The following is a 26,087-nucleotide window of genomic DNA, read 5'->3' on the forward strand; positions in this document are numbered from 1 at the left end:
GTGACGCGCCAGATGCAACCGCTGCCGTCCTTTGGCCACCGCAGCACCGGCCGGTCGGCCCCAGGCCGCGTAGCCGGAGACGACGAAGCCGGTCATGAAATCCTCATGTTCGCCGGTCGGCTTGCCGTCCTTGAACCTTTCGGGCTCAGTTTCCGGCGGCGTAGAAATCGTCGTCGAGGCGCTTTTCCAGCGCGACGAGATCGGCCGGCAGCGGCAGGCCCATGGCGCGCATCTCCCCCAGCTTTTCGCGCAGCTGCTCCTGCACTTCATGCTGATCCTCGGGCTGGTTGATCATCTGCTCAAGCAACAGGCTGATCTGAGCCTTGAATGATTCCAGCGCCATTTTTTTCTCCTTGAGGTTCCCTTAAGCGTGTCGCGTTGGAAGGGATCCGTGCGACACGCTTCGGTTTTTTTGGGCGACATGCATTATCGCAGCATGCGGGAAATAAGCTGCGCGGTATAGTCGACCATCGGCACGATGCGTGCATAGTTCAGCCGGGTCGGGCCGATGACGCCGAGCGCGCCGATGACGCGGGCGTCCTTGTCGCGATAGGGCGCCACGACCAGCGACGAGCCCGACAGCGAAAACAGCTTGTTTTCCGAGCCGATGAAGATGCGCACGCCGGAGCCTTCCTCGGCGAGGTCGAGAAGCTGGATCAGCCCGTCCTGCGTCTCCAGATCCTCGAACAAATGCCGCAGCAACTCGATGTCGGCCTGGGCGGTGACATTTTCCAGCAGATTGGCGCGGCCGCGCACGATGAGACGCGCCGGCAAGCCGCTCTCGGCGCCTGCCCAGACCGCAAGGCCCTTCTCGACCAAATCCTGCGACAGCGTATCGAGGGCGGCCTTGGTCTCTTCCTTGATGCGGGCGATCTCGACCCGCGCCTCGGCCAGCGTGCGACCGCGGATATGGGCATTGAGGAAATTCGAGGCTTCGTGCAGTTGCGAGACGGTGATGCCGACAGGCAGGTCGACGACGCGGTTTTCGACGTCGCCGTTCTGCGACACAAGCACGGCCAGCGCCTTGTTCGGCTCGAGCTGGATGAATTCGATATGCTTGAGCGCCACCTCGTTCTTGGCGGCAAGCACGAGGCCGGCGCCGCGCGACATGCCGGACAGCATCTGGCTCGCCTCGGTGAGCATGTGCTCCAGCGTCGCACCAGAGCCGGAGGCGCGCACCTGCGCCTCGATGGTGCGGCGCTCCTCGTCGGAGAGATCGCCAAGCTCCATAAAGGCATCGACGAAGAAGCGCAGGCCGGCCTGGGTCGGCAATCGGCCGGCTGAGATATGCGGCGCGTAGATCAGGCCGAGATGCTCGAGATCGCTCATCACATTGCGGATGGTGGCCGGCGAAAGCGACGACGGCAGGATACGCGACAGGCTGCGCGAGCCGACCGGCTCGCCGTCCTTCAGATAGGAATCGACAATGCGCCGAAAGATGTCGCGCGAGCGCATGTCGAGCGATTGAAGGGCGGGCGATTGAAGCGCGGGCGATTGGAGCGCTGCCGCCGACTGGGAACCGGGATCGACTGCCTTGGTCATTTCGAGCAAAATACCTCCGGCCCAAGGATATAGACATCGACTGCGACCGCGCAACTGGTCCATTTTCCTTTGCGCCTCTCGTCGCGTGCGGCTACAAGCCGGCCACGAATCCTAAAACGACAAGAAAGAAGCCTGAATGCGCCCTTCCAAACGCCAATTCGACGAAATGCGCGCCATCTCCTTTGAGCGCGGCGTCTCCAAGCACGCGGAAGGCTCGTGCCTGGTGAAGTTCGGCGACACCCACGTGCTGTGCACCGCCAGCCTCGAGGAAAAGGTGCCGGGCTGGATGCGCAATTCCGGCAAGGGCTGGGTGACGGCGGAGTACGGCATGCTGCCGCGCTCGACCGGCGAGCGCATGCGCCGCGAGGCTTCGGCTGGCAAGCAAGGCGGCCGCACACTGGAAATCCAGAGGCTGATCGGCCGTTCGCTGCGCGCAGTGGTCGATCTGCAGGCGCTGGGTGAGCAGCAGATCACCGTCGACTGCGACGTGATCCAGGCCGATGGCGGCACGCGCACCGCCTCGATCACCGGCGGCTGGGTGGCGCTTTACGACTGCCTGCGCTGGATGGAAGCCCGGCAGATGGCCAGCGTCGCCAAGGTGCTGAAGGACCATGTCGCGGCTATCTCCTGCGGCATCCACGACGGACAGCCGGTCATCGACCTCGACTATCTTGAGGATTCAGCGGCCGGCACCGACGCCAATTTCGTCATGACCGGCAAGGGCGGCATCGTCGAGATCCAAGGCACGGCCGAGGGCGAGCCTTTCTCGGAAGAGCAATTTGCGGCGCTGATGGAATTGGCCAAGAAAGGTATTACGCGACTGGTCAGCCTGCAGCAGATGGCTGTAGCTTAACCCTGTCATGACTCCTTCCGCCATCCTCGAATCAGCGCTGTACGTCACGGACCTCGCTGCCGCGGAAAAATTCTACACCGATGTGCTCGGGCTCGATCTGCTGGGCAAGGTCGACGGCAGGCATCTTTTCTTCCGTTGCGGGGACGGCGTGCTGCTCATCTTCAACGCCGAGGCGACCAAGGTGCCGCCAGCGCCCGATGCCAAGCTGAAAGTGCCGCCGCACGGCACGGTCGGCGACGGCCATCTCTGCTTTGCGGCGAGCGCGGACGAGATCGTGCGCTGGAGAGCGCATCTCGAGCGGAAGAAAATCGCCATCGAAAGCGAGTTCGAATGGCCGCAGGGTGGCCGCTCGATCTATATTCGCGACCCCTCCGGCAATTCGATCGAATTCGCCGAACCAAGAATCTGGGGCATCTGATGCATTCGCTTGATGGACATGAGATCGTTGTCGCCAGCTACAATGCCGGCAAATTGCGCGAATTCGCCGATCTGATGGCGCCGTTCGGCATAGAAGCGAAGTCGGCCAAGGAATATGGCCTGCCGGAGCCGGACGAGACCGGCACCACCTTCGAGGAGAACGCCTATATCAAGGCCTTTGCCGCCGCCAAGGCGACAGGCCTGCCGGCATTGTCGGACGATTCCGGCCTGTGTGTCGATGCGCTGGGCGGAGCGCCCGGCGTCTACACCGCCAACTGGGCCGAGGCGCCGGACGGGGCCCGCGACTTCGGCATGGCGATGCAGCGAGCTGAAGTGGCGTTGCAGGAAATCGGCGCGGTTGATCCAGCGCAGCGCAAGGGCCGCTTCGTCGCCGTCATCTGCCTGGCCTTTCCCGACGGCGCGGCCGAATATTTCCGTGGCGAAGTCAAGGGCACGCTGGTATGGCCGCCGCGCGGCGAACTCGGCTTCGGCTACGACCCGGTGTTCGTGCCGGACGGTTTCGAAAAGACCTTCGGCGAGATGACCGCAGAGGAGAAACATGGCTGGAAGCCCGGCCAGCCGACGGCATTGTCGCATCGCGCTCGCGCCTTCCAGAAATTCGCGCAGGCCAGACTGGATTTGGCGTGATCGGCCGTGAAATGACCATGTTGCTCGACCGCAGCCCCGGTTTCGGCGTCTACGTTCACTGGCCGTTCTGCGCGGCCAAGTGCCCCTATTGCGACTTCAACAGCCATGTCCGCCACCAGCCGGTCGACCAGGAGCGTTTTGCGCGCGCTTTCGAGACCGAGCTTGCGACAATGCGCAACCGCACCGGACCGCGCGAGGTGACCAGCATTTTTCTCGGCGGCGGCACGCCATCGCTGATGAAGCCGCAAACCGTGGCGACGGTGCTGGACGCGGTGGCGAAGAGCTGGACAGTGCCTGCCGGCATAGAGGTGACGCTGGAAGCCAACCCGTCTTCGGTCGAGGCCGAGCGCTTTCGCGGCTACCGGGCGGCAGGCGTCAACCGGGTGTCGCTCGGCGTGCAGGCGCTGAACGACAAGGATCTGCGCTTTCTCGGCCGGCTGCACAATGTCGATGAAGCGCTGCATGCAATTGGCCTGGCGCGTGAGATTTTCCCGCGGCTGTCGTTCGATCTGATCTACGCACGGCCCGGCCAGACACCGGAAGCGTGGCAGGCGGAGCTCGAGCAGGCGATCGGCCACGCCGCCGACCACCTGTCGCTCTACCAGTTGACCATCGAGGAAGGCACGCCGTTCCACGCGCTGCATGCGGCCAGGAAATTCGCAATTCCCGACAATGACCATGCCGCCGATCTCTATGCGCTGACGCAGGAGATCACCGCCGCGCATGGGCTGCCGGCCTATGAGATTTCGAACCACGCCAGATCAGGCGCCGAAAGCCGGCACAATCTCACCTATTGGCGCTATGGCGAATATGTCGGCGTCGGTCCCGGCGCGCATGGCCGCTTCGTCGAAAACGGCCGTCGCGTGGTGACGATCGCCGAAAGAATGCCGGAAACCTGGGCCAATCTGGTCGAGGCCAAGGGCCATGGCGTCACCGGCGGCGAGATCCTGACGCGCTCGGAAGAGGCCGACGAGTTCCTGTTGATGGGGCTGAGGCTGGCCGAGGGCATCGACCTCTCCCGCTACGAAGCGTTTTCCGGCCGTGGCCTGTCGACGGCGCGGCTGTCGATGCTGCAGGGCGAGGGGCTGGTGGCGCCGATCGGCAATGCCCGCCTGCGCGCCACGCCGGCCGGCATGATCGTGCTAGACGCCGTGGTGGCGGATCTGGCGCGGTAAAGCTTGGGCCAGGACCTGAACTGTCACAGACAATTTGTCGGCTCACGCAAGGATGCGGGAAATTCGGCTTGCTTGGCCGAAAGGCCATCCCACCGCATCCAATATGGGCCTGCCATGAAGTTCCTCATCCACGAGACGCTGTGGACATTGAATATACGGATGATGTTTTCGAATTTCGGTTAACCGAGATCTTGAAGTCCCAGGAGTTTGAAGATTTCTATCAAGGAATGTCCCAGCGCCGGGCCAGCCTGCAATCCGCAACCGATAAGTACTTGCAAGCGGGGGCCTGACTGGTCAAGCTTCGGTCGGGTGCCGCTAATCTGCGGCTGAAGCAGAGCACGGGGCTAAAATGCGCCTCTTCAACATCGCCCTTGCTGTCATTGCTCTGATCGGCGGGCTGGAGGTGGCGTGGGCTGAAAAACGCGTTGCGCTGGTGATCGGCAATTCGAACTATCAACGGGTAGCTAGACTTCCCAATCCGAACAATGACGCTGCTGACATGGCGAACTTGCTGTCAAAGGTAGGGTTCAAAGTATCTCGCAAGATAGACTTGGACCATACCGCGTTCAGGAAAGCTCTGCAGGAGTTCGGTCGCGAGGCGGAAGGTGCTGATTTCGCAATAATCTTCTTCGCGGGACATGGGGTTGAGGTTGAGAATAGAAATTTTCTCGTTCCTACAGATGTCAGCCTGAGCGCTGATTCCGACGTGGAGTTTGAGGCAATCCCGCTGGATTTGGTGATGAACGCGTTGTCGCGTGTCTCCGGCGTGCGGGTGGTTCTACTTGATGCTTGCCGGGACAACCCTTTTATCGCGGCCATGCGAAGATCAAATGCAACGCGTTCCATTGGCAGAGGCCTGGCTGCGATTGAACCGGCAGCCGGAACCTTGGTCGGGTATGCTGCGAAGGAAGGTACAACCGCATTCGATGGAGCGGGACGGAACAGTCCCTACACTGCAGGGCTGTTGGCGCATTTGGGTGAACCCGGGGTGGACATCCAATTCGTGTTCCGCAAGGTTCGCGACACTGTTCTGGCCGCGACAGGCGGCAAGCAGGAACCATTCACGTATGGATCGCTGCCTGGCAGGGAAATTTTCATTGCCCCTCCTCGTGGCGCAACGGCAGTCTCGCCAGCCAACAACAGCAGCCGAGATGCGAGCCTAACGGAAATCGAGTTGTGGACCTCAATCCGCGGCTCCAAAAGCAGCGGAGCGTTAAAGGATTATCTTCAACTGTACCCGGACGGCCTGTTTGTGCCTCTCGCCAGACTCCAAATTCAACAGTTGGAGAATGCAGATCATCAATCGGACGCCAGCCAAGAGGATGCCCCGAACGAGCTGGCGAAGCGGATACAGCGCGAGCTTGGCCGCGTTGGTTGTAATCCGGGAAACCCAGACGGCATCTGGGGTGGAAGAACCCGGGAGGCGTTGCGCCGTTTCGCTCGCTACTCCGGCGCCGAGATCGACATGGCGAAACCGACAACAATTGCTTTGAAGAAATTGGAAGAAAGCACAGCTCGCGTGTGTCCGGTTGTTGCCCGGCCGAATTCGATAGAAGAACCCCGCCAAGCGAATAACCCGAACACCCGGCCACGACCGACAACGGAACAGCAGCGTGCCGCCGCTACTCCAAGCGCGAGCGGGCCAGCTCGCGTTTGCAGGGCAGAAACCCGCGATGAGTGCAGGGTCAGAGCGCGGGCCGCCGGGGCTCGCCGGGGCAGCGGCTTCTGCCGCGATCCAATTACAATTTGCGAGTGACGTGCCTCGGCAGAGGTTGCCGATCTGGCGCCGCTCAGCGGCCACGTGCCCTGTTGAAGCCGGCAAGAACCGGAAGCGGCAGCAGAGAGCTATGCTGGCTACTGCTGGCGCGCCTATTTCAGGCTGAATACCTCGATCATCTCGGCGCGTCCTTTGACCTCGTGATAGCCGCAGGACTTGAAATATTGCCTGCCTTCAGGCCAGTGCTCGACGAACTGGGCGCTGACCAACAGCGGCTTGTCCAGTTTTCGCGTCAATCCCTCAATACGAAAGGCCAAATTAACGGCATCGCCCAGCGCGGTGTTGATGCCTTTGCCCATAGCGCCGATAGCAACTTCACCCACATGAAGGCCAATGCGGCAGTCGAGTACGATGTCTTGTTGTTCCCTGACCAGTACTCGGGTTGGCGACGTAGCCGCGTCTTCCGCGGCGCGGAGCGCCTGGGCAGCCTGAACCGCAGAGACACAGACATCCGCTGCGGTCCCGTGCCAATAAGCAAATACACAATCACCGATGAATTTGTCGATCGAGGCACCGTAGTGCTTCAAAATCGCATTGCAGTCCAAATACCACTCGGCCAAGAGGGCCGCCACCTGTTCTGGGGATAGCCTTGCGCTAATTCCGGTAAACTCCTTCAAATCAGCAACGAACAGGGTGGCCGGCCGGCTCTTGGGGGCTGCCGGGTTGCCCCATTGAGTTTTTGTGTTCGCCACTTGCGACTCTAAATCGGGGGCAGTCGTGCCCTGGTCGAAAAGAAAAATCGATCTGCCGAACTGGACGCGATCGCCGGTGTGCAGCACACGCGCGGTTGTGAGCGCCACGTCATTCACATAACTGCCATTGGCACTGCCGACATCAACAACCCAGTAGTTCGCGCCGTCGCGCCGGATGGTTGCATGCTGGCGCGAAACCTCCCCGTCTGCCAAGCATATGGTGGCATGTTCGCCACGACCAATCAGGTTGAAATCTCCCAGCCTATAGGCCTCTCTGTTGCTCAGTGCGGTTAAAGTTGCCGACATAATCCTCTCCCGTACGCCCAAGCGCACACGCAGGTCCAATATAACACGAAGCGTTACGAACAGAGGCTGGCGGCCCATCATATAAAAGGCTTAGCGAGAGGAATTGCGGCCCGAGTTACATGGGGAGCGCCGAGCCTTTCAGGCGAACAAAGTTTGAACCGCCATCCGTGTTTAAAAGCGGCCCGAATTTGAAACCGTACGAAAGCAAATACTGAGACACTTCATTTTGAAGGATAAGCGGACGAGCCGGCACCAAAGAGCCTGTTGACGGGTTGATGCAGATGGCAATCCTTAGCGCCGGAGCCCTCGTGGCCTTGATGAGCTATGGAGTGTGACATGTAGACGGCATTGTCGATCGCCCTCATCCAGGACACTTTTGCGATCTGGCGGCCTTCGCTGCCCGCGTACATCGCCGCCGCGGCCGTTAAGGCTGGCGGCACAAGCTACCTCGGTGTCGAAGCGAACAATTGCGGCCGCAAGCGCGCCACATACCGAAAAGTCCGTGCCTTTTGTCAATCCAGCACGGAGCGAGAGTTCTGGTTTGTAGGGATTTCGATAACCATTCGGAGCTCGATGCGCTTCAGGCTAATTTGTCTACTGGCCGGAACGTGGTATGTTCCGTTACGTCAGGGGAACGCCAACATGCAGAGCAATGGCAGTGGGCCGAAAATGCCCTCCACACTCGCAGTGAAACTTCAGGAAATTAAGGACGCCCTCGCAACTCTAACTGCGGAGGAGCGTGAGTTTCTGGTCACCAATCCAAAAGCGCTCGAAGACACATTCGGTGCAGTGCGCCCCACAAACCTGAAAAAGGTGAAATCACTCCTTGATAGGTACTTAGCTACGGAGCGGCCGTTTCCGCCTCATGGTTACTCTAATGTCGTCAAACTGACCAAGGCCCAACACGAGGAGGCTCGCCGGCTGCAATCGCAGATTTTCGAAAAGCAGGGTGTCGATACGGAGAAGCAAGGTCTCGCGAAGATCCGGGGCGAAAGAACCGATCCCTTTCCTGACGCCGATCCGGAGCCGACTTCGGACGAGGAGGAATAGCCATGAGCTTCAAAGTGCTGGCGTGTTTGGTCGCCCACGCACCTTACCAACCTGATTTCCTGGCTTCCGACGCGAATGAAGTGAGCGAATATCAGCTAACCGACAGAATTCCCGGATGGGACGATTGGCTGAACGACAATTCCATCAACGCATATATGGCGACTGCGACGACGGGGCGGGTTCGCGGCCAGGCATGGGGCGTCAGCAACCCATTTACCAACTTCCGTTCCGTTGTTGGAGGACAGTTTCGGTTTGAGTATGTTCTGAACCCCGCTGACGTACTGTTCCCCGAAGAACGGTATCGTTTCTCGCTCGATATCGAGACCGATGGCCGCTTTCTTCATACACCCGCGGTTCCCCGTCCTGCTGACGAGCGCGAACCGCCGGCGCGTACTTTTAGCCAGATGGACATATTGTTGTCAGTCTTCCAGTTGCTGCCGGGAGGTACCTCTCAAGCGATCGCGGCCGATCTGAGACAGCAGGATCTGTTTCGAATGCTGGATGCTAGCCAATTCCTCGAGGAGACCATCAATACTCGCCGAACGGTCAGCCAAGATTTCTTCCCGCGAGGGCAAAATCCCATCGTGTTCCGGATTGTGCGGAGCGTATTTGCTGCCGCAACTGGAGAGTACTCAGATATCCGGATCCGCGGTTCAGAAGGACGGCGCAATTTTCGCGTTCGCGTCTCGAATCCAAGAGTCCAGCGGGTGTTAGAGCCGAGCGATCCTTGTTTTGCCGTTCTGAATCCGCCATTCCAGATCATAAACCAGAAGTTTTCTGAAGTCGGCCGATAGCGCTACGAGCGGCTGGGCTTCAAAGGAAAGGCGTGCCTTACAAGCTACTGGCTATCCACAAACGGACTTAGGCTTGATGAGCACATCCCTCTAACCAAAAGCGATACGAGAGACATGCATAATCGCCTTCGGCGGAGCACGATCTGGTTTCCCGGCCAGCAGAATAGCCAAGCCAAAGATCGAAGCTGATGAAAAACGTCCTCTTCGTCTGCAGCCAGAACCGCTTGCGAAGCCCGACCGCGGAACAGGTGTTTTCTAGTCGAAGGGATATCGAAGTCGCATCGGCCGGCACCAACCACGATGCCGACTCCCCGTTGACGCACGACCTGGTCTCTTGGGCCGACATCATCTTCGTGATGGAAAAGGCGCACCGCGCCAAACTGCAGCAGAAATTCAAGGCCAGCCTGAAGAAGGCTCGCGTGATCTGCCTCGACATTCCAGTCGACGACGAGTTCATGGACCCGGGTCTGGTGTCGTCTGCTGGAAGCGCGCGTCTCGAAGTTTCCAGGTTGAATGATGTGGCCGAGCGTTTCCCCCGCGCTTTAGAGAGAAGTGTCTCGGCCAATCGCGAAGGTCGCGGTAGTCAGGCGTCGTGCTTGGGGCGGCGCTTGGCGTGGTCTTTCTCGGCGTCCGCCTCGCCGTCCGGAGCCGGCTTGGCGTCGCCCTTGTCGCGGCGGGCGCGGTATCGATCGCTTGTCGGATGTGGAGGCGCTCCATTGCGGGAGCTTTTGGTTTCGAGGCGGGTGATGAAAATGTCGAAGCGATTGGGCATCGTCTGGTCAGTGCTCCGTCGTGGTGCCGGTGCCGGTCGAGGGCTCGATTTCGAGCTTGGTTGCCTTTGACGGACGACGCTTTCGCGGCTTTTTAGCCAGGCCGGCGCCGGTTTTGGCAGGCAGGCTCTTGTCCTTTCGCGCGGCAAAACGCTTGCGGCCTGCATAGTAGGGTTCGAAAACGTCCTGTATCTTGAGGCTGTCCATCCTGCTCCTCCCGAGATCAGGCATAAATCCGCCGGGCACGGTTTCGTTCCGTAGTGTGGCAAAGGCATGACAGCCGCGTCACTTCGGCATGCGTTTTGCAACCGGGCGTGAGCCGTGCCAAACAGGGCCGAATGCATTCAAGGTCAGAGCCTGACGGGGGACACCGGTGACCGGCGAGTCGGCAAAACGCAGCTACGTGATCGGCCAGACCGAGATATCGGCCCGGCCGCTCGAGCCGGCTCTCTACCTGGTGGCGACGCCGATCGGCAATCTCGCCGACATCACATTACGCGCGCTTGAAACGCTCGCCGCTGCCGACATCGTCGCCTGCGAGGACACGCGGGTCAGTCGCGTGCTGCTCGACCGCTACGGCATCCGCCGCCGCACGTCAGCCTATCACGAGCACAATGCCGGCGAGGCCGGCCCAAAACTGATCGCAGCCTTGCTGGCCGGGCAGAGCGTGGCGCTGATCTCGGACGCCGGCACACCGCTGATCTCCGATCCGGGCTACCGACTGGTCGGCGAAGCGCTCGACCAGGGCATTCGCGTCGTGCCGATCCCCGGCCCGTCGGCGCCACTCGCGGCGCTGACGGCCTCCGGCCTGCCCTCCGACGCCTTCCTGTTCGCCGGCTTCCTGCCAGTGAAGACCGGCCAGCGGCTGAGGCGGCTGGAAGCGCTTAAAACCGTGCCGGCGACGCTGATCTTCTTCGAATCGCCGCGCCGGCTGGCCGAGACGCTCGGTGCCATGGTCGAGGCGCTGGGTGGCGCCCGCAAGGCTGCGATCGGCCGCGAGTTGACCAAGGCCTTCGAGGAGATACGGACCGGCAGCTTGCAGTCGCTCGCCGATCATTACGCGGCGGCCGACACGCCGAAGGGCGAGATCGTCATCTGCGTCGGCCCGTCGGACGCAACGGCCGACGAGCCGGCGGACATCGACCGGCTTCTGCTTTCGCTTGCCGTCGAGATGCCGGCCTCCAAGGCGGCGGCGGAAGCCGCCAAGATGACCGGCGGCCAGAAGCAGGCGCTTTACCGGCGGCTGCTCGAACTCAAGGACACTGGCAAAGAGGGCGACACCGGGAAAGACGGCGATGGCTGAACGCCCGGTCGCCAGCCGCCAGCGGGCCTATCGGCGCGGCCACCGCAGCGAGTGGCTGGCGGCTGCGGCATTGATGGTGAAGGGCTACCGGATCCTGGCGCGCCGCCACCGCACGCGGTTCGGCGAGATCGACCTGATCGCGCGGCGCGGCGACCTGGTGCTGATCGTCGAGGTGAAGGCGCGCCGCACGCTGGTGGAAGCGATGGAAGCTATCGCCTACGAATCGGAGCGCCGCATCGAAAGCGCCGCCGATCTCTGGCTGTCGCGCCAGTCCGACTATGGCAGATTGTCGGTGCGCTTCGACATGGTCGCGGTGCTGCCGTGGCGCTGGCCGGTGCATGTCGAGAATGTTTTCTATGGGCGGAACTAAGCTCAGGCCTCATTGATCGGCGCCAACGGTAGCCGCAACGCCGGAGAAGAAACGTGCGGGCGCTACCGCTTGTCGGTGCGCCATTTCCGGACGTTTGCGATCGCAGCACCAAGGTTTCGTCCCGGGAAGTAGTGCCGACTTTCAAACGCTAGTTGACTTTCGGCGACAGGCGCCGATTCTCAAGCCCGAGGCGGCCTGCCGAGCAACATGCCGCCCGAACGATCAGCATGATGATCGAGAGCAGCTTTGAACCTGGTCAATCCGCCGAGCCTTGTTCTAAACGGTGTCGAGTTCGATTTCGACGCCGGTCTCCTGCACGGCGAGCATGGTGAAGATGTCCCGCTGAGGCCTCAATCGCTCGCGGTGCTGAAGCATCTGGTCGCCAACGCCAACCGTGTCGTGACCAAGGAGGAGCTCCTGGACGCTGTCTGGCCCGGCATCGCGGTGACGGAAAACAGTCTTTCCCAGTGCATCAGCGAAATCAGGAAAGCCATCGGCGACGAGAAGCAGAGCCTGCTCAAGACAGTCGCGCGACGGGGGTATCGCTTTGTCCCCGAAAGCCAAGCGCCCGGCATACCTGACGATCGCTACCCGCAGGTTCACGGCACTGCCCCTCCTGACCAGCACGAGACCAAACGCCGGCGAAGCCTGATATTTGTAAGCGCTGTACTGGCAATCGTTGCCGCAGTCGCGGCGTTCATCTGGAGGCCTACATTTGATACGGAAGTGCCGACCTCGCTCTCGATCGCGGTTCTGCCGTTCGCAAATCTCAGCGAAGCCGAGGAGCAGGCCTATCTTGCCAACGGTTTCGCCGACGATCTGACGACAGAGCTGGCGCGCGTTCCCGGCCTGTTTGTCGTCTCGCGCAATGCCGCGCGTGCATATCGCAACAGCGGTCTGCCGCCGGCGAAGATCGCGAAAGAGCTCGGCGTCCGCTACCTGCTGGAGGGCTCGGTTAGACGTCTCGGCGATGAAGTGCGCATCAATGCGCACTTGGTCGATGCCTCGACGGTTGGCCAGATCTGGGCCGAGCGGTTCGAAGGTCCGTTCAGCGATGTGTTCAAGCTCCAGGACCAGGTGACCGGGCAGATTGTCGCCGCGCTGCAGCTAAAGCTCGTCCCAGGAAAAGCAAACCTGGCCGTGTCCGGCGATACTGACGATCCGGAAGCTTACCAGGCTTTTCGGCGCGCTATCGAGGCGCGACGAACGGATACACCATCAGGCACCGTGGAGGCATCTCGCTACCTGCGCCAGGCCTTGGCGCTTGATGCCGATTTCGGCGCGGCGGCCGCGGAATTGGCATGGCTCCACTGGGATACAGACGACGCGAGGAGACAGGCTCTAGGGCTTAGTTGGACCGAAATCGACGACGAGCTCTACGGCAATCTGGCCATCGCTGCCGGAAATCCCTCGCCCGGTTACTATCAGCTGATTTCCGAGCTTCTGGTCCGGGAGCATAGGTCCGACGAGGCGGTGGCTGCCCTGCAAAAGGCGATAGCACTCGACCCGAGCGATTCCTGGACCTACGAAGGGCTGAGCCAGGCCCTCATCTTCAACGGCAAGCCGGCAGAGGGGCGAACCTTTCTCGAGGCGGCCCTCCGCGTCGATCCCGGGTGGACGGAGTGGCGACACTACCAGGCTGGCATGGCGGCGTTCGGCCAGGGCCGCTACGAGGAGGCGGTCGCGCAGCTTGAGCAGGTTGATGTTCGGTCGCCCAATCCCTGGACGAAGTTCTACGGCCTGCATGTTCTTGTCGCAGCGCTTGCGCATCTCGATCGCCTGCCGGAAGCGGCCTCGGCCCTGGAGCAGCTCCGAAGCGTACTGTCGGAAAGGCAGGAGGGGCAACCGAACCTGCTGATCGCGCAGCAGTTCTTCGTCTACAAGCGACCGGAGGATATCGTTCGCCTGCTCGATGGCTTGAGGAAGGCAGGGGTTTCCGAGCTTCCGGCCGGAATGGAACCGCAATCTGCTGAACGGATGAATGGCGTCGACATCGGCAATCTCATAATCGGACACGAGCTGACGGGACGCCAGGTTCTGCCCGATGTCTTGGCCTACCATTCTGTGATTGCGGCAGACGGCAGCGTGACCCGAACAGTTGGTGAGGAGGTCGTGACCGGTCGGATGTGGGTTCAGGGCGACAGCTTGTGCAGCGCCTATCCGCGTAAACTGACGGGCTGTGGCGCCGTCTTCCGCAACCTGAGCGTCACACCGGGAGCCCCGAACGAATACATCCTGCTGTCTCGCTTCAAGCGTTATGAATTCTCGGTGACGAAGTAGCAGCACCTTGCTGCGTTTACAGCGGCCATGAGAGATTGAGGTTCATTTCGGTCATGCCTTCGGTGACGTACGGACCACAGCGCTTCAATGCATCCGCGAAATCCTTGGCCAAGCCCTTGAACGTCTCGGTCTGCGGCGCAACGTCGACGATTTGGATGGCACTGACCTGCCCCTCGCGGGTGAAGCTGACGTGGACATCTGCACTGAAGCTGATCCCGCGCATCGCCGTCTGCGTAGGCCAGCAGCTTGCTGCCCGTTCAAGAATGTGGCGGCTCAGACCATCACCAGCGGACGCGGTGGTCGCGGCGCCGATCACGAGAACTCCCAAGATGCGGTTGATCATCCTTTATCTCCTCTGTTCGACGCCCGAACCGTGTGGGAACGTCGTGGGAGAGAGGACGCGAGGGCTCGTTCGAAGTCATGATGTCGGCGTGAAAAAGTTCTGAAGAGTGGTGAACGCAGTCGTGCCATCGGATGCATTCAAACGGGCGAGGACGCCCCCGCGAGGTTGGATTGGGTTGGAGGGGCGGGTCTACGCTGGTCGTCCCCCACCATTCAGCCGACATTTTTAGGCCAAACGAACAAATAGGGCCCTGGCGACAAAATAAGCGTGCAGCCTCACCCCCAGACGAACAGCGCCGCCAGGCCGGCGGTGCCGATGACCAGCCGCCACCAGCCGAACAGCGAATAGCCGTGGCGCGAGACGTAGTTGAGCAGGAAGCGCACGACGATGAGCGCCGCGACGAAGGCGGCGATGAAACCGGCGGCGATGATGGGCAGATCGGCGCTGGTCAGCACATTGCGGTTCTTGAACAGGTCGAAGGCGAAGGCGCCGACCATCGTCGGCATGGCGAGAAAGAAGGAGAATTCCGCAGCCGCCCGTTTGTCGACGCCCAGAAGCAGCGCGCCGACGATCGTCGAACCGGAACGCGACGTGCCGGGGATCAGCGAAAGGCACTGGAACAGTCCGATCTGCAGATAGAGCCGGAGCGGAAACTGCTCGACGTCATGGTACAGCGGCTTCGGCTTGAAGCGATCCACCCACAGCAGGACCAGGCCGCCGATGATCAGCATGATGCAGATCAGCCTCGGCGATTCAAACAGCACCGTCTTGATGAAGCCATGGGCCAGCGCGCCGATGACGGCCGCCGGCAGAAAGGCGACGAGGATGCCGAGAACGAAATGCCGCGTCACCCGATCACGCGGCAGATCGACCAGCATCTGCCACAGGCGACGGAAATAGACGCTGAGGATCGCCAGGATGGCGCCGAGCTGGATCAGGATCTCGAAGGCCTTGCCGGTCGAATGGAAGCCGAGAAAATGGCCGGCAAGCAGGATATGGCCGGTCGATGAGACCGGAATGAACTCGGTCATGCCCTCGATCATGCCGAGCAGCAGCGCTTCGACAATGGTCTGGCTTTCCATGGAAACCTCGGCGTTCGAGTGAGAGCTTTGAAGAACGGCTTGCTTGTCATGGCGCGGAACTCCTCCTATAGGTCGCAGCACCCTGACGGCCCTTTGAATCGGGGCGACCAAGACTTACCGGCGCAGCCGGCGATTTGCCAGTGCGCTCTATTATCGCGGGACCATGCTGACGCTTTTCCACCACCCGATGTTCGCCACCTGCCGCTTCGTTCGCCTCGCTTTCGGCGAGTATGGCGAGGAGCTGGCGCTGATCGAGGAAAAGCCGTGGATGCGGCGCAAGGAGTTCCTGGCGCTGAACCCGGCCGGCACGCTGCCGATCCTGCTTGCCGAGGGCGACGTGCCGATCGTCGGCGCCATGGTCATCGGCGAATATCTCGACGAGACGCGCGGCGTGCTCAAGCGCGACAAGCGGCTGTTCGCCGAGGACCCGATGGAGCGCGCCGAAATCCGCCGGCTGACCGACTGGTATCTCAACAAGGCCGATAGCGAGGTGACGCGGCACCTGGTGCGCGAGCGCGTGCTGAAGCCGATCATGCCGGAAACGGCGGGCGGCGGCTCGCCCGATTCGGCAGCGATCCGCGCCGCGCGCGCCAACATCCGCCAGCATATGAAATACACCAACTGGCTGGCCGGCACCCGCCATTGGCTGGCCGGCAGCAAGGTCACCTATGCCGACCTCGCGGCTGCGGCTGCGCTGTCCGTGCTCGACTATCTCGGCGAGATCGACTGGCGCGAACACGCTGCAGCGCGCGAATGGTATGCGCGGGTGAAATCACGGCCATCGTTCCGGCCGCTTTTGTCCGACCGGGTGCGCGGCCTGTCGCCGGTGTCACACTATGCGGACCTCGATTTCTAGAGCGCAAAACCTGCGCGCGCTGATCGACCGCGCGGCGCGGCGCGCCGGTTTCGATGCCGTTGCCGTCACCACGCCCGATGCCATCCCGCAGGCGCCGGCCCGGCTTGCCGCATTCGTCGCCGACGGCTTCCACGGCTCGATGGACTGGATCGCCGAGACGCTCGAGCGCCGCGGCGAGCCGATGGCGCTGTGGCCCGAAGTTCGCTCGATCATCGTGCTGGCCATGAACTACGGGCCGGACCACGACCCGCGCGCGGTGCTGGACAAGCGCCAGCGCGGCGCGATCTCCGTCTACGCGCAGAACCGCGATTACCACGACGTGATCAAAGGCCGGCTGAAAGAGATCGCCGGCAAGATCGTGGCGCGCTCGGGCAGCGACGTAAAAGTGTTCGTCGACACCGCCCCGGTGATGGAAAAGCCGCTGGCAGAAGCCGCCGGCCTCGGCTGGCAAGGCAAGCACACCAATCTGGTCAGCCGCGAACACGGCTCCTGGCTGTTCCTCGGCACCATCTTCACGACGGCCGAGCTTGCACCCGATACGCCCGAGGACGACCATTGCGGCTCCTGCCGCGCCTGTCTCGACGTCTGCCCGACCGACGCCTTTCCGGCTCCCTACCGGCTCGATGCGCGACGCTGCATCTCCTACCTCACCATCGAGAACAAGGGGCCGATCCCGCACGCGTTCCGCGAAAAAATCGGCAACCGCATCTATGGCTGCGACGATTGCCTGGCCGCATGCCCGTGGAACAAGTTTGCCCGGGCGGCTTCCGAGGCAAAGCTCGTCGCCCGCGCCGACTTGCGCGAGCCGCCGCTCGCCGATCTGTTGGCGCTCGACGACGCTGCTTTCCGGTCGTTCTTTAGCGGTTCGCCGGTCAAGCGCATCGGTCGCGACCGCTTTGTCCGCAATGTGTTGATCGCCGCCGGCAATTCCGGCCAACCCTCGCTCGGCAACGCCGTGCGTGCGCTGCTCGATGATGCCTCGCCGCTGGTGCGCGGCGCAGCGGTTTGGGCGCTGTCACGGCTTGTGCCGGTTTCGGAATTCGCCAAATCGGCCACCGCTGCGGTGAAAGCAGAAGGCGACGAGGCCGTGCGACGCGAATGGCGCCTGGCGCTGGCAGACCAGATCGAGGCGCATGCATGAGCGAGAAGCAGATCCTCATTTTCGGCGCCGGCTATTCGGGCAAGGCATTTGCCCGCGCCAGCAAGGATGCCGGCACGATCCTTGGCACGACACGCGCAACGGAGAAATTCGAAGCGCTGCGGCAAGCCGGAATCCAGCCGCTGCTTTTCGATAGCGCGCTGACGCTTGAAATCAGCGACGCGCTCGAGAAAACAACCCACCTCGTCGTCTCGGTGGCGCCGGAAGAGGCCGGTGACCCGGTGCTGAATGCGGCGCGCCAGGCAATCGCGGAGATGCCGGCGCTCGAATGGATCGCCTATCTCTCCACCGTCGGCGTCTATGGCGACCATGGCGGCGGCTGGGTCGACGAGACCGCCGAATGCAGGCCGGTGTCGGAGCGCTCGATGCTGCGTGTCGCCGCCGAGCAGGACTGGCTGAAGCTGGGTCGCGACATCGGCCGGCCGGTGGCGATCCTGCGGCTTTCCGGCATTTACGGGCCGGGCCGCAATGCGCTGGTCAATCTGGAAAACGGCACCGCGCGGCGGCTGATCAAGCCGGGCCAGGTGTTCAACCGCATCCATTGCGACGACATTGCGGGGGCGCTTTGGCATCTGCTCAAGGCCAATCGCGGCGGCATCTTCAACGTCACCGACGACCTGCCGGCGCCGCCGCAGGACGTCGTTACCTATGCCGCAGGGCTGATGGGCGTCACACCGCCGCCGGAAATTCCGTTCGAGACCGCCCAACTTTCGCCCATGGCGCGGTCCTTCTATGGCGAGAACAAGCGTGTCGCCAACACGGCGATCAAGGCGGCCGGCTATCGCTTCCGCTTTCCCGACTACCGCAGGGCATTCGACCATATGTGGGCCGAGGGCAACTGGCGCGACGGCGAGGCGCGCAGCCCGATGAAGCGGTCGTGATCGAAATCGCGCGCCGGGCGTGCTATGATTCGAGTTAATTTGCAGAGGGGTTCTGCTGTCATGACGATGTTGAAGCGATCATTGCGCGGTAGATCGCGGCTGCTGACAGCAGCGCTCGCCGTCCTGGTCCTGGCGGGGCTTGCAGCGCGACCTGCGGCGGCCGAGGAACTGGCGAAAAACCTGTTCGGCGCCCAAAAGCTGCCGGCCGTGGCTGCGCCGCAGTCGATCGGTTTTTATTCCAAGGGCTGCTTTGCCGGCGGCGTCGCCATACCCCTGAACGGCCCGAAATGGGAGGTGATGCGGCCTTCGCGCAACCGCCGCTGGGGCCATCCGACGATGATCGCGCTGATCGAGAAACTGTCGCGCGACGCCGCGGCCGATGGCTGGCCCGGCCTTTTGGTCGGCGACATTTCGCAGCCGCGCGGCGGCCCGATGCTGACCGGCCATGCCTCGCACCAGATCGGCCTCGACGCCGACATCTGGCTGACGCCAATGCCCGACCGCAAGCTTTCGCTCGAGCAGCGCGAAAACATGAGCGCCACCTTGCTTGTCGACGAAAAGACCCATTTGGTGAAAGATGCGCTCTGGGCACCGGCGCATACGCGGCTGCTGAAGCGCGCGGCAAGCTATGCGGAAGTCGAGCGAATCCTGATCAATCCCGGCATCAAGAAGAAGCTCTGCGACACGGTGAAAGGCGACCGTGGATGGCTGCGCAAGGTCAGGCCGTTCTGGGGCCATGACTATCACTTCCACATCCGCATCGGCTGCCAGCCCGGCTCGCCCAAATGCAAAGCGCAGGAAAACACAGCGCCAGGCGACGGCTGCGACCAGTCGCTGGCATGGTGGTTCACCGAGGAGCCGTGGCGCCCCAACAAGAACCCGGACAGGCCGAAAGCGCGTGACCTGATGACGATGGCGAGCCTGCCCGCAGCATGCCAGGCCGTGCTCGACGGGCCAGATCCGGCTTCGGCGGAGGCGGTCACCTATTATGGCGACTATTATGGCAACGGGGTGCCGGTCGCGGCTGCACCCGTTCTCACGAAGGCTCCCTCGCCGGCGCGGGCATCGGCAAGCGGCGCGGCAGCGCTGCCGGCCACGGCCAACGCCTACGCCGAAACGCCCGAGATCGGCATTCCGCTGCCGCGACCCCGGCCGGGTGGCTGAGGACAGCGCCTCGGCTTCCAGCTGGAGACCACCAACTGTTGGGGTAGGCGCCGCCCCTCATTGCCCTGCCGGGCATTTCTCCCCGTATGGTGACGGGGAGAAAGGGCCTGGACCAGCCTTGGCGCCCTGCCTGCGACGCTGGTGATTGGCGAAACCGGTGACAAGAGCGCCCCTCTCCCCGTCACTATACGGGGAGAGGATGCCGGCAGGCAGGTGAGGGGCAGCGCCAACGCTGAATGAGGCCAGGACGAAATTCGGACCGGAAGTGATTGCCCCGGAACTGACCCTGAAGCGACTTTCCCTTTCCCGGGTCATGCGCTAGTCAACGAAGGAACGGCAGAACGCCACTGGGAACCGGGACGGACGAGAGCATGCCAGGCGACGACGACACAGTGCTGCAGTTTCCGGTCCTGATCGGCGACATTGGCGGCACCAATGCACGCTTTTCGATGGTGCTCGACGCGAATTCGGAACCAACCGAACCGCAGATCGTCCAGACCGCCAATTTCAACACCATCGACGCGGCGATCCAGGCGGCGGTGCTCGACCGCTCGTCGGTGCGGCCCAACTCCGCCGTGCTGGCGGTGGCCGGCCCGGTAGACAGCGACGAGATCCCGCTCACCAACTGCCCGTGGATCGTCAAGCCGAAAAAAATGTTTGCCAGCCTCGGCCTCGGCGACGTCGTGGTGCTCAATGATTTCGAGGCGCAGGCGCTGGCCGTCGTGGCGCTCGGCGAAGAGCATATGGAAAAGATCGGCGGCGATGCGCCGGAACCCAATGCCGGGCGCGTGGTGCTCGGTCCCGGGACCGGGCTTGGCGTCGCCGGCCTGGTCCACGCGCTGAACCACTGGATACCGGTGCCCGGCGAGGGCGGTCACATGGATATCGGCCCGCGCTCGCCGCGCGATTTCCAGGTGTTTGCGCATATCGAGAAGCTCGAGGGCAGAATCTCCGGTGAACAGATCCTGTCCGGACGCGGCCTGGTCAATGCCTACCGGGCGGTGGCCAAGGCGGACGGCAAGCCGGCGCCGTTCACCACGCCGGCCGAGATCACCGCCGCGGCGCTGGCGAAGTCAGATCCGGTGGCCGAGGAAGCGCTGTCGCTGTTCGTCACCTGCCTCGGGCGCACCGCCGGCGACCTTGCGCTGGTGTTCATGAGCCGCGGCGGCGTCTTCCTGACCGGCGGCATTGCGCAGAAAATCCTGCCGGCGCTGAAGACCGGCAATTTCCGCGCCGCCTTCGAGGACAAGGCGCCGCACAGCGAGCTGATGCGCACCATGCCGGTCTATGTGATCACCCATCCGCTGGCAGCGCTTTCCGGGCTTGCCGCCTATGCCAGAAACCCTTCGCTGTTCGGCGTCCAGACCGCGGGGCGGCGCTGGCGGGCCTGACCCGCACAAAGTTTTGCCGGCCTCGGCCATAGGCAAGCCGGCACCGGGGCGCTAAGAGGATTGCCGATAATTTAACCCGGCCGCGCAGCCGGACCGACATCACGGAACGATCCCGACTTGAACCAGTCGCCAAACACCCAAGCCAAAGCCCGGCCCGGCGAAGTCGTGGCGGTGATCCGCCGCATCCTCGCCGAGAACGGCCGCGACTATCGCTGGTATTATGTTCTGGCCGTTCTGTGCCTGGTGATGGTTGCGGCCACGACCGCCTTCACCGCCTGGATCATGAAGGATGTCGTCGACCAGATATTCTACGAGCAGCGCGGCGATCTCATCGCGCTGATCTGCTTGTTGATCCTGGGCGCCTTCATGCTGCGCGGGCTGGCCACCTACGGCCAGGCGGTGACGCTGGCCAGGATCGGCAACAATCTGGTGGCACGCTACCAGCGCCGCATCTTCGCCCATCTGATGAAGCTCGGCATCGGTTTCTTCAACGACACGCGCTCGGGACGGCTGGCCGCCCAGATCAACGAGAACGTCAACGGCATCCGCGACCTGCTGTCGATGACGCTGACATCTTTGGCACGCGACGCCGTATCGCTGATCGCGCTGATCGGCGTCATGATCTGGCAGGATCCGATGCTGTCCCTGATGTCGCTGCTGATCGGGCCGCCGCTGATCTACACCGTCGTCTATCTGACCCGCAGAATAAGGCGCGCCACGCGCGAAGCCGTGCAGATAAACGCGCGGCTGATCGGCGCCATGCAGGAAGCAACCCAAGGCATCGCCATCGTCAAGGCGTTTACGCTGGAGGACGAGCTGTCGCGCCGCATCGGCGATCTTGTCGCCGGCGCCGAGCAGCGGGCAAACCGCATCGCCCGCGTCTCGGAACGGTTATCGCCGATCTCCGACATGCTGGCCGGTTTCGCCGTCGCCGGCGTCATCGCCTATTCAGGCTACCGGGCAGCCGTCGGCGGCCAGCCGCCCGGTGCGGTCTTTTCCTTCATCACCGCACTGCTGCTTGCCTACGACCCGGCCCGGCGGCTGGCGCGCATGCAGGTCGGCATGGAGCGGGCGCTGGTCAATGCGCGCATGATCTACGAGTTGCTCGACCTCGAGCCGAAGCAGGGCGACGCGCCCGGAGCGGCCGAAGCGAAGATCACCCGCGGCGAGGTGCGCTTCAACAACGTGTCGTTCGGCTATGTCGCCGACGCTCCGGTGCTGCAGGATCTCAGCTTCGTTGCGGCCGCCGGCAAGATGACGGCCATCGTCGGCGCCTCGGGCGCCGGCAAGTCGACGCTGGTGGCGCTGCTGCAGCGTTTCCACGATGTCGAGGCGGGCAGCATCGAGGTCGACGGCCAGGACATTTCGAAAGTCACCAAGCAGTCGCTGCGCCGCTCGATCGCCTATGTCTCGCAACAGCCCTATCTGTTCGAAGGCACCATTCGCGACAACATTCGCTACGGGCGGCTGAGCGCCAGCGACGCCGAGATCGAGCTGGCCGCGCAACAGGCCGAGGCCGATGGCTTCATCCGCCAGCAGCCGCAGGGCTATGACACCCCTGTCGGCGAAGGCGGCCTGACGCTGTCGGGCGGCCAGCGCCAGCGCCTGTCGATCGCTCGCGCCATCGTGCGGCAGGCACCGATCCTGCTGCTCGACGAGGCGACCTCGGCACTCGACAACGAAGCGGAAGCGCGCGTCCAGCAGGCGCTGACCCAGATCATGGCGGGGCGCACGACCATCGTCATCGCGCACCGGCTGTCGACCGTGGTCAATGCCGACCATATCATCGTGCTGGAACAGGGCCGGCTGGTCGAGCAAGGCACGCATGCCTCGCTGATGGCCGACCTGCACAGCGTCTATGCCCGGTTCCACCGGGTGCAGGGCAACAAGGGGCTGGGGCTTGTCGACGACGGCAAGCCAATCCAAACTCCGGGGCAACGCGCGAAAAAAGCGATTGGGAGAAACTTATGAGCGGTACGCCCACAAACGACCTCCCCGTCAATGAAATGGGCCTGGTGGTGGTCGGCGCGGCCGGCCGCATGGGCCAGGCGCTGATTCGCGCCATCCACACCATACCGGGGGCACGCGTCGCCGGCGCGATCGAGCGGGCCGGCTCGCCGCATCTCGGCAAGGATGCCGGCGAACTGGCCGGCATCGGCACTATCGGCGTGGTGATCGGCGACGATCCGCTGCCGGCTTTCGCCAGGGCCGACGGCGTGCTCGATTTCACCAGCCCGGCGGCGACCGTCGAATTCGCCGGCTATGCGGCGCAGGCGCGCATCGCCCATGTCGTCGGCACCACCGGCTGCTCGGACGACGACAATGCCAGGATCACTGCTGCGGCGCGCCACGCGACGATCGTCAAGTCAGGCAATATGAGCCTCGGCGTCAATCTGCTGGCGGTGCTGGTGGAGCAGGCGGCGCGCGCGCTCGATGCCGACGATTTCGATATCGAGATCCTGGAAATGCATCACCGGCACAAGGTCGATGCGCCGTCGGGCACGGCGCTGCTGCTCGGTGAAGCCGCCGCCGCTGGGCGCGGCATCGACCTTGACGGGAACAGCGTGCGGTCGCGCGACGGCCATACCGGCGTTCGAAAGACCGGCTCGATCGGCTTCGCCACGCTGCGCGGCGGTTCGGTGGTCGGCGACCACAGTGTCGTGCTGGCCGGCACCGGCGAGCGCATCACGCTCGCCCATCACGCCGAGGACCGGGCGATCTTCGCCCGCGGCGCGGTCAAGGCCGCACTGTGGGCGCGCGGCAGGAAGCCGGGACTGTATTCGATGCGCGACGTGCTCGGACTCGCCTGAGACGATCTGATCCACCAAACTGAAGGAGCAAAAATGTCGGGAACTCTCGTGCTCGTGCGCCATGGCCAGAGCGAATGGAACCTGAAGAACCTTTTCACCGGCTGGCGCGATGTCGACCTGACCGAACTGGGCCACGCCGAGGCCAGGGAGGCGGGCGCCAAGCTGAAGGCGCGCGGCATGAAATTCGACATCGCCTTCACCTCGTCGCTGATCCGGGCGCAGAAGACCTGCCAGCACATTCTCGACGCGGTCGGCCAGAGCGATCTCGAGACCGTCCGCGACCAGGCGCTGAACGAGCGCGACTATGGCGACCTCTCCGGCCTCAACAAGGACGACGCGCGCCAGAAATGGGGCGAGGAGCAGGTGCAGGTCTGGCGCCGCTCCTACGACGTGCCGCCGCCCGGCGGCGAAAGCCTGAAGGACACCGGCGCGCGCGTCTGGCCCTATTATCTGCACGACCTGCAGCCGCATGTGCTGCGCGGCGGCACAGTCCTGGTGGCGGCGCATGGCAATTCGCTGCGCGCGCTGATCATGGCGCTGGACGGCAAGTCGGGCGAGGAGATCGTCAGACTGGAGCTCGGCACCGGCGTGCCGGTCATCTACAAGCTCAACGCCGATTCGACGGTGGCATCCAAGGAAGTGCTGGAGGGGTAAGCGCATCAGTGCACCCCATGTCGGGACCAATTTCTCGAAGTCGGCGCCGCCCCTCATTGCCCTGCCGGGCATTTCTCCCCGTAAACGGGGAGAAAGAAGCTGGCCGCAACGCCGGCGCCCTTCTTGCAACGGCTGTGATTGGCGAAACCGCCGATGAGAGCGCCCTCTCCCCGTCCCTATACGGGGAGAGGATGCCGGCAGGCAGGTGAGGGGCAGCGCCAACGCCTCGAACAGCTAAGGCTAGCACTGGCTGAAGGACGAAACCGGCAAGCGGTGCCTGGCCTCAAAAAAAGCGCGTTGACACTCACCGTTTGCCCGCCTAAAGAGCCCGCACCAGCCCAGATGGCGGAATTGGTAGACGCGCACGGTTCAGGTCCGTGTTCCGCAAGGAGTGGAGGTTCGAGTCCTCTTCTGGGCACCAATCCCTTTGTAAGCTCTTGATTTCCTGGAAACCTTAGGTTTCCGGGTCATCGGCTGCTCCACAAAGGTGCTGCCGCCTTGCGAATGACCTCACCCAACTAGGCGTCCTGATACACCCCCTAGTTCGTCAGGCGCGTGCCTGCGGACATCTCTAAGGTCGGGGGCGCGGCGGCCGCGTTGTGAGCATCTTCCCATACGGAATGTCATCGAGTAGCGTGCAGGGGCGGCATGTGACGGCGCTCTCTTTGGCGAATGCACTGCCGCACCTTCAGCAGTTGCCGTCGGCAGATGGGGGCTGCTGTCACAACCCGGTGCTTGCCGTGACAGATTGTTCCCGTCCCGGTTCGTTTCAGCACCGAAGCGAGGGGAAGAAAATGCACAACCGATTTCGGCAGTGCCTGCGGAGAATGTCGCTGGCGGCATTGACGATGCTGGCGGCCCCGGTCCACGCGGCTGATCTCGTCATTGCGATGCCGAACTGGCCGTCGGGCCAGGCGACGGCAAACATCCTCAAGGTCAGCCTGAAGCAGCATTTCGGGCTCGATGCCGATGTGCGCGAGATGGGAACGCTTATCGCCTTTGCCGGCCTCGATTCGGGCGAGGTCGACATCTATCCGGAAGTCTGGCTTCCCAATTTCGATTCACTCGTCAAGAAGTACGTCGACGGGCGCAAGACCGTTGACCTCAGCCCCAAGGGTGTGCCGGCCGCGCAGGGCATATGCGTCACGCGCGAGACTGCGGACAAATATGGCATCAAGGACATTTCAGATCTGGCGGATCCGAAAAAGGCGACCGTGTTCGACACCGATGGCGACGGCAAGGGCGAAATGTGGATTGGCGCGCTGGGCTGGTCGTCGACGAGCATCGAGAAGATACGGGCAAAGAGCTACGGCTATGAAAAAACGATGACGCTCCTTCAAATGCCGGAAGATATGGCAATGGCTGCAGTCGATGCGGCCGCGGCAACCGGGCAATCGATCGCATTCTACTGCTACAGTCCGCACCACATTTTCGAGCTCCATGATATCGTCGAATTGACTGAGCCGAAATATGATCCCGCCAAGTGGCACATAGTGATGCCGAGCGACGACCCTGACTGGCTGTCGAAATCGGAGGCGCCGGTGGCGTGGGACGCATCGCATTTCTACATCGGGTTTGCGTCCTCGACGGCTGCGCGCCTGCCGAAGGTGGCGGCCTTCCTCTCCAATATCGACTTTACCGCAGAGGAGGTCACCGAGATGAGCTACGCATTGCAGGTCGATCGGCAGGATCCCGCCAAATACGCGCAGGCTTGGGTTGCAAATCATCAAGACCGGCTGAACGCCTGGTCGAAATAAGGGACAGGGACGA

At 62.8% G+C, this 26,087-nt stretch carries 26 protein-coding genes, 1 tRNA gene and 1 pseudogene; 21 read left to right on the forward strand and 7 right to left on the reverse strand.

The features are described from left to right. Positions 1-145 precede the first annotated feature (145 nt). Both BQ8794_RS09100 and hrcA read right to left on the reverse strand, forming a co-directional pair. Positions 146-343, reverse strand: coding sequence for a hypothetical protein (locus BQ8794_RS09100; RefSeq protein WP_023803672.1), 198 nt, complete (start codon positions 341-343; stop codon positions 146-148). Positions 344-426: 83 nt separating this feature from the next. Next, complete coding sequence (gene hrcA / locus BQ8794_RS09105; protein WP_077375891.1) at positions 427-1,542, reverse strand: heat-inducible transcriptional repressor HrcA; 1,116 nt, start codon at positions 1,540-1,542, stop codon at positions 427-429. A gap of 136 nt (positions 1,543-1,678) precedes the next feature. Between hrcA and rph the strand changes: the two genes are divergently transcribed. The 5 genes from rph (at position 1,679) to BQ8794_RS09130 (ending at position 6,391) form a co-directional block, all read left to right on the forward strand. Beyond that, a complete protein-coding gene (rph, locus tag BQ8794_RS09110; RefSeq protein WP_077375894.1) occupies positions 1,679-2,395 on the forward strand; it encodes a ribonuclease PH in 717 nt (238 codons plus the stop codon). Positions 2,396-2,402: 7 nt separating this feature from the next. Then, positions 2,403-2,813: a VOC family protein gene (locus BQ8794_RS09115; RefSeq protein ID WP_077375897.1), complete on the forward strand. Its 411-nt coding sequence runs from the start codon at positions 2,403-2,405 to the stop codon at positions 2,811-2,813. After that, complete coding sequence (rdgB, locus tag BQ8794_RS09120; protein ID WP_077375900.1) at positions 2,813-3,460, forward strand: RdgB/HAM1 family non-canonical purine NTP pyrophosphatase; 648 nt, start codon at positions 2,813-2,815, stop codon at positions 3,458-3,460. The genes BQ8794_RS09115 and rdgB overlap by 1 nt, the downstream gene beginning before the upstream one ends. A gap of 11 nt (positions 3,461-3,471) precedes the next feature. After that, the gene (hemW, locus tag BQ8794_RS09125; RefSeq protein WP_077376070.1) at positions 3,472-4,635 is read left to right on the forward strand and encodes a radical SAM family heme chaperone HemW; all 1,164 of its coding nucleotides are present in this window, start codon (positions 3,472-3,474) and stop codon (positions 4,633-4,635) included. 349 nt (positions 4,636-4,984) lie between these two features. Beyond that, a complete protein-coding gene (locus BQ8794_RS09130) occupies positions 4,985-6,391 on the forward strand; it encodes a caspase family protein (protein WP_077375903.1) in 1,407 nt (468 codons plus the stop codon). A 113-nt stretch (positions 6,392-6,504) separates the two neighbouring features. Here the strand turns inward: BQ8794_RS09130 and BQ8794_RS09135 are convergent, their stop codons facing one another. Then, on the reverse strand, positions 6,505-7,410 hold the full coding sequence (locus BQ8794_RS09135) for an adenylate/guanylate cyclase domain-containing protein (protein WP_167378681.1): 906 nt from the start codon (positions 7,408-7,410) through the stop codon (positions 6,505-6,507). 348 nt (positions 7,411-7,758) lie between these two features. Here BQ8794_RS09135 and BQ8794_RS09140 point away from each other — a divergent pair, with 348 nt between their 5' ends. The 3 genes and pseudogenes from BQ8794_RS09140 (at position 7,759) to BQ8794_RS09150 (ending at position 9,767) form a co-directional block, all read left to right on the forward strand. After that, a complete protein-coding gene (locus BQ8794_RS09140; protein ID WP_077375909.1) occupies positions 7,759-8,460 on the forward strand; it encodes a hypothetical protein in 702 nt (233 codons plus the stop codon). Between the two features lie 2 nt (positions 8,461-8,462). Further along, entirely contained in the window at positions 8,463-9,254 is a 792-nt protein-coding gene (locus BQ8794_RS09145; protein WP_077375913.1) for a hypothetical protein, read from the forward strand. Between the two features lie 188 nt (positions 9,255-9,442). After that, a pseudogene (locus tag BQ8794_RS09150) lies at positions 9,443-9,767 on the forward strand (low molecular weight protein tyrosine phosphatase family protein). Positions 9,768-9,837: 70 nt separating this feature from the next. On the opposite strand, the gene BQ8794_RS37170 reads toward BQ8794_RS09150, so the two are convergent. Together BQ8794_RS37170 and BQ8794_RS37310 are read right to left on the reverse strand one after the other, a co-directional pair. Continuing rightward, complete coding sequence (locus BQ8794_RS37170; protein ID WP_077375916.1) at positions 9,838-10,026, reverse strand: hypothetical protein; 189 nt, start codon at positions 10,024-10,026, stop codon at positions 9,838-9,840. 7 nt (positions 10,027-10,033) lie between these two features. Then, the gene (locus tag BQ8794_RS37310; RefSeq protein WP_077375919.1) at positions 10,034-10,231 is read right to left on the reverse strand and encodes a hypothetical protein; all 198 of its coding nucleotides are present in this window, start codon (positions 10,229-10,231) and stop codon (positions 10,034-10,036) included. Between the two features lie 166 nt (positions 10,232-10,397). Here BQ8794_RS37310 and rsmI point away from each other — a divergent pair, with 166 nt between their 5' ends. From rsmI to BQ8794_RS09175, 3 genes are all read left to right on the forward strand, one after another. Then, complete coding sequence (rsmI, locus tag BQ8794_RS09165) at positions 10,398-11,327, forward strand: 16S rRNA (cytidine(1402)-2'-O)-methyltransferase (RefSeq protein ID WP_077375922.1); 930 nt, start codon at positions 10,398-10,400, stop codon at positions 11,325-11,327. Further along, complete coding sequence (locus tag BQ8794_RS09170; RefSeq protein WP_077375925.1) at positions 11,320-11,697, forward strand: YraN family protein; 378 nt, start codon at positions 11,320-11,322, stop codon at positions 11,695-11,697. The genes rsmI and BQ8794_RS09170 overlap by 8 nt, the downstream gene beginning before the upstream one ends. Before the next feature lie 246 nt (positions 11,698-11,943). Continuing rightward, entirely contained in the window at positions 11,944-13,977 is a 2,034-nt protein-coding gene (locus BQ8794_RS09175) for a winged helix-turn-helix domain-containing protein (RefSeq protein ID WP_077375928.1), read from the forward strand. Between the two features lie 16 nt (positions 13,978-13,993). Here BQ8794_RS09175 and BQ8794_RS09180 read toward each other — a convergent pair whose 3' ends face one another. Together BQ8794_RS09180 and BQ8794_RS09185 are read right to left on the reverse strand one after the other, a co-directional pair. Next, positions 13,994-14,320 (reverse strand): hypothetical protein, encoded by a 327-nt coding sequence (locus BQ8794_RS09180; RefSeq protein ID WP_077375931.1) that lies wholly within the window; start codon positions 14,318-14,320, stop codon positions 13,994-13,996. A gap of 275 nt (positions 14,321-14,595) precedes the next feature. After that, complete coding sequence (locus BQ8794_RS09185; RefSeq protein ID WP_077375934.1) at positions 14,596-15,402, reverse strand: undecaprenyl-diphosphate phosphatase; 807 nt, start codon at positions 15,400-15,402, stop codon at positions 14,596-14,598. A 163-nt stretch (positions 15,403-15,565) separates the two neighbouring features. Here BQ8794_RS09185 and BQ8794_RS09190 point away from each other — a divergent pair, with 163 nt between their 5' ends. The 10 genes from BQ8794_RS09190 (at position 15,566) to BQ8794_RS09245 (ending at position 26,074) form a co-directional block, all read left to right on the forward strand. Beyond that, entirely contained in the window at positions 15,566-16,258 is a 693-nt protein-coding gene (locus tag BQ8794_RS09190) for a glutathione S-transferase family protein (protein WP_023803685.1), read from the forward strand. Continuing rightward, positions 16,239-17,399: a tRNA epoxyqueuosine(34) reductase QueG gene (gene queG, locus BQ8794_RS09195; RefSeq protein ID WP_077375936.1), complete on the forward strand. Its 1,161-nt coding sequence runs from the start codon at positions 16,239-16,241 to the stop codon at positions 17,397-17,399. The genes BQ8794_RS09190 and queG overlap by 20 nt, the downstream gene beginning before the upstream one ends. Then, the gene (locus BQ8794_RS09200) at positions 17,396-18,298 is read left to right on the forward strand and encodes an SDR family oxidoreductase (protein WP_077375939.1); all 903 of its coding nucleotides are present in this window, start codon (positions 17,396-17,398) and stop codon (positions 18,296-18,298) included. The genes queG and BQ8794_RS09200 overlap by 4 nt, the downstream gene beginning before the upstream one ends. Positions 18,299-18,358: 60 nt before the next feature. Beyond that, the gene (gene mepA / locus BQ8794_RS09205) at positions 18,359-19,462 is read left to right on the forward strand and encodes a penicillin-insensitive murein endopeptidase (RefSeq protein WP_244554895.1); all 1,104 of its coding nucleotides are present in this window, start codon (positions 18,359-18,361) and stop codon (positions 19,460-19,462) included. Between the two features lie 371 nt (positions 19,463-19,833). Next, positions 19,834-20,853, forward strand: coding sequence for a glucokinase (locus BQ8794_RS09215; protein WP_077375945.1), 1,020 nt, complete (start codon positions 19,834-19,836; stop codon positions 20,851-20,853). Positions 20,854-20,970: 117 nt separating this feature from the next. Then, on the forward strand, positions 20,971-22,824 hold the full coding sequence (locus BQ8794_RS09220) for an ABC transporter ATP-binding protein (protein ID WP_077375948.1): 1,854 nt from the start codon (positions 20,971-20,973) through the stop codon (positions 22,822-22,824). Beyond that, positions 22,821-23,663: a 4-hydroxy-tetrahydrodipicolinate reductase gene (dapB, locus tag BQ8794_RS09225; protein WP_077375951.1), complete on the forward strand. Its 843-nt coding sequence runs from the start codon at positions 22,821-22,823 to the stop codon at positions 23,661-23,663. Before BQ8794_RS09220 ends, dapB begins: the two co-directional genes overlap by 4 nt. Positions 23,664-23,696: 33 nt before the next feature. Further along, the gene (locus BQ8794_RS09230; protein ID WP_077375954.1) at positions 23,697-24,317 is read left to right on the forward strand and encodes a 2,3-bisphosphoglycerate-dependent phosphoglycerate mutase; all 621 of its coding nucleotides are present in this window, start codon (positions 23,697-23,699) and stop codon (positions 24,315-24,317) included. A gap of 336 nt (positions 24,318-24,653) precedes the next feature. Continuing rightward, positions 24,654-24,738: transfer RNA gene (locus BQ8794_RS09240), tRNA-Leu, on the forward strand. 373 nt (positions 24,739-25,111) lie between these two features. After that, the gene (locus BQ8794_RS09245; protein WP_077375957.1) at positions 25,112-26,074 is read left to right on the forward strand and encodes an ABC transporter substrate-binding protein; all 963 of its coding nucleotides are present in this window, start codon (positions 25,112-25,114) and stop codon (positions 26,072-26,074) included. Positions 26,075-26,087: the final 13 nt, after the last annotated feature.

Source organism: Mesorhizobium prunaredense (genome assembly GCF_900156895.1).
GTDB lineage: Bacteria > Pseudomonadota > Alphaproteobacteria > Rhizobiales > Rhizobiaceae > Mesorhizobium > Mesorhizobium prunaredense.